The organism is Blautia massiliensis (ex Liu et al. 2021) (assembly GCF_052064225.1).
Lineage (GTDB): Bacteria > Bacillota > Clostridia > Lachnospirales > Lachnospiraceae > Blautia_A > Blautia_A fusiformis.
In genome coordinates this window covers 1-2,705 of record NZ_JBQHWA010000065.1, presented here as the reverse complement: position 1 = coordinate 2,705, position 2,705 = coordinate 1, and the positions used below count along the sequence as shown (strand labels likewise).

3 protein-coding genes are annotated in these 2,705 nt (G+C 42.5%); 2 read left to right on the top strand and 1 reads right to left on the bottom strand.

Features of this window, described 5'->3' with window-relative positions; all coding sequences use genetic code 11:
• Positions 1-130 precede the first annotated feature (130 nt).
• Positions 131-292, bottom strand: a complete 162-nt coding sequence (locus tag ACTNDQ_RS15195) for a hypothetical protein (protein WP_427808541.1) — start codon at positions 290-292, stop codon at positions 131-133.
• Positions 293-571: 279 nt separating this feature from the next.
• Here ACTNDQ_RS15195 and ACTNDQ_RS15190 point away from each other — a divergent pair, with 279 nt between their 5' ends.
• Both ACTNDQ_RS15190 and ACTNDQ_RS15185 read left to right on the top strand, forming a co-directional pair.
• Entirely contained in the window at positions 572-1,021 is a 450-nt protein-coding gene (locus ACTNDQ_RS15190; protein WP_441064978.1) for a hypothetical protein, read from the top strand.
• Positions 1,011-2,633, top strand: coding sequence for an Archaeal ATPase (locus ACTNDQ_RS15185; protein WP_441064977.1), 1,623 nt, complete (start codon positions 1,011-1,013; stop codon positions 2,631-2,633). Before ACTNDQ_RS15190 ends, ACTNDQ_RS15185 begins: the two co-directional genes overlap by 11 nt.
• Positions 2,634-2,705: the final 72 nt, after the last annotated feature.

Below are 2,705 nucleotides of genomic sequence, written 5' to 3'. Positions count from 1 at the left end.
ACTGCGATGGCATAAATTGCTATTTTGTTAGCTGAAATATTGAATTTTTAAGGTGCGAAGCCCATTTGGGGTATGGGAAGTCTTAGTATATTAAAATCATATATAAAACGGCAGCCCTGCGATTTCCATCTCAGGAAGCTGCCGCTTCTTTTTTCTTTTCATTTTCTTCTTTTTTCTCCTGTCCATTGTTTTCCTTATCTTCCTCCAGTTCCCGGAGCAGCTCTTCGCCATATTTATCTATCATCCGCACAAGAAAATCAATGCACCGTTCAAATTCTACATTCTGTTTCACAAGCTTCTCCTTCCCTGTTTTTTATTCTGTGGTCATTCTACAGGAAAGTTTCAGGGTTCTCATTGAACAGAAATTGAGAGTGAATTGACTATTTCTCATTTATTTTGGTTCATATAATTGAAGTACCATTGTCCAGAACATATGTTTGTACTATGATAAAAGAAATTTAGTACCAGATAAAAGAAGAAATGATACGAAAAGGTGGGATTGCGATTGGATCGATGCGATTTTAGTTCCATAATGACATGTTTAAAAAATCATATCAGCGAAAGTAACCAGATGAACCAGCCTGAATTTTTATATGAAGTATTTGAGGATTTTATGGACAGCCCGGAAAGCAAAGATTTTTCTTTTGACAATGGGCTGGTCTGCCGGTGGATGACCGGACAGGCGAAGATCAGTCCCAAAATCTGCACTTACTATGCAAGACCAAGCAAGCAGGAAAAGCTGGCTGAAACGCTGCAGCATAATCTTATACCATTAATGACCGACTGTAACAAAGCACTGCAGGATATTTATCTCCTGTTCATGCAGGATTCCACAATCTCCGAAGCAAAAAAGAAAAAGCTGGCAGCCCTTTACAAGCCGATTGATTCACGGCTTCTCTTTCTGGCAAAACTGATCTCCTTTGGTATGGAACGCCAATTTATCAAACGGGACACCAGAAACCAAAAGCTGCTTGCAGGCGGCTCTCTCCCCGGTTATTCTGGATTACATCATGGACAGTGAAGTTCCCAGACCATGCCGCCATTTTCTTGGAAGAGAAGAAGAACTGGACGAATTACATACAATGCTGGAAGAAAACAGCAAAGCATTTCTCTATGGAATTGCCGGGATTGGAAAGAGTGAACTGGCGAAAGCATATGCAAAGCAATACAAAAAATATTATACGAACATCCTGTATGTGGAATATGCCGGTGATTTACATCAGGCTGTCACAGACATGGATTTTACCGACGATCTGCCGGAAGATGGGGAAGAAGAACGTTTCCGGAAGCACAACCGGTTTCTCCGTTCTCTGAAAGATGATACACTGCTCATCATAGACAATTTCAACGTCACTGCCACGCAGGACAGTTTTCTGCCGGTGGTTCTGAAATACCGGTGCAGGATTCTTTTCACGACCAGAAGTAAATTTGACGGACACTGTATCCTGCAGTTAAAAGAAATCAGGGATCCAGCCAGCCTGTTTCAACTGGCAGTTGCATTTTATTCTGAAGCAGAAGAATACCAGACACTGGTGGAAGAGATTATAGAAATCGTCCATCGCCATACCTTTGCAGTAGAGCTGGCTGCAAAACTACTGGAAAATGGGATTCTACCTCCGGAACACTTACTGGAAAAGCTACGGGAAGAAAAAGCATCCCTTGAAAATGAAGATAAAATCAGTGCCATCAAAGACGGGCAAAACAGCAAGGCTACTTACTATAACCATATCCACACTCTGTTTTCTCTTTATTCCATATCCGTGGAACAACAGGAAATCATGCGGAACCTTTGCTTTCTGCCTCCTGCCGGTATTTCCGCCCGTATTTTTGCTGACTGGCTTGGATTAACTGACTTAAATGACATCAATGATCTGATTGAAACAGGTTTTGTACAGGCAACTACACGGCATACAATTTCCCTGCATCCGTTGATTCAGGAGATTGCCCTTTCAGAAACAAAACCTTCGGTCACAGCCTGCCATACTTTGCTTGATTCTCTGCAAAAAATATGTCTGATGCATGGAACGGAAGTCAGCTATTATAAAAAACTGTTTCAGACAGTCGGGAATATCATGCGGATGATGGAAAAAGATGATCTGACCAAGTACCTGCTGTTTCTTGAGGATGTCTTCCCATATATGGAGAAATACCGTTACAGGAAAGGTATGAAAGAGATTATCCTGGAGATGAAGCAGCTTTTGAAAGGGAATGAAAACGGTAGTGCTACCGACCGTGCATTATTACTGGACTATCAGGCATGTATGGAAACAAAGCCGGAAAAAGCCATCAAACTGGAAAAAGAAGCCCTTGCACAGATCAAAGAAATCACAGAGGACAATGCCCACCTTGTCTCCAACCTTCATGCGAATCTGGGCGGTCTTTACCGCATGAATGGTCAGGCAGAGCTTGCAAAAGAACACATGGAAAAGGGTATCTTCCTGCTTGAGCAGTACCAACTGCTTTATACCAATGACAGCATTCCCCAGATCAACAATTATGCTGCCTTATTGACAGAATTGCAGGAACCGGAACGGGCAATGGCTGCTCTCCAGAAACTTGCCCAGATCATCAAAGAATACAACTCCGATACCTGTCTGGACTATGCCCAGGTACAGGTGAATAATCCGGGGTGAAATCCATCACCTGTCCGGCGTATGGAAATCGCTAATCCGCTTAATTGGAAATCGCGTTTCCGTTAAATAGGA

Bases quoted from the DNA above. Each gene is read 5' to 3' on its own strand.
- ACTNDQ_RS15185 (WP_441064977.1), top strand. From the start codon at position 1,011: ATGGACAGTGAAGTTCCCAGACCATGCCGCCATTTTCTTGGAAGAGAA.
- ACTNDQ_RS15190 (WP_441064978.1), top strand. From the start codon at position 572: ATGAACCAGCCTGAATTTTTATATGAAGTATTTGAGGATTTTATGGAC.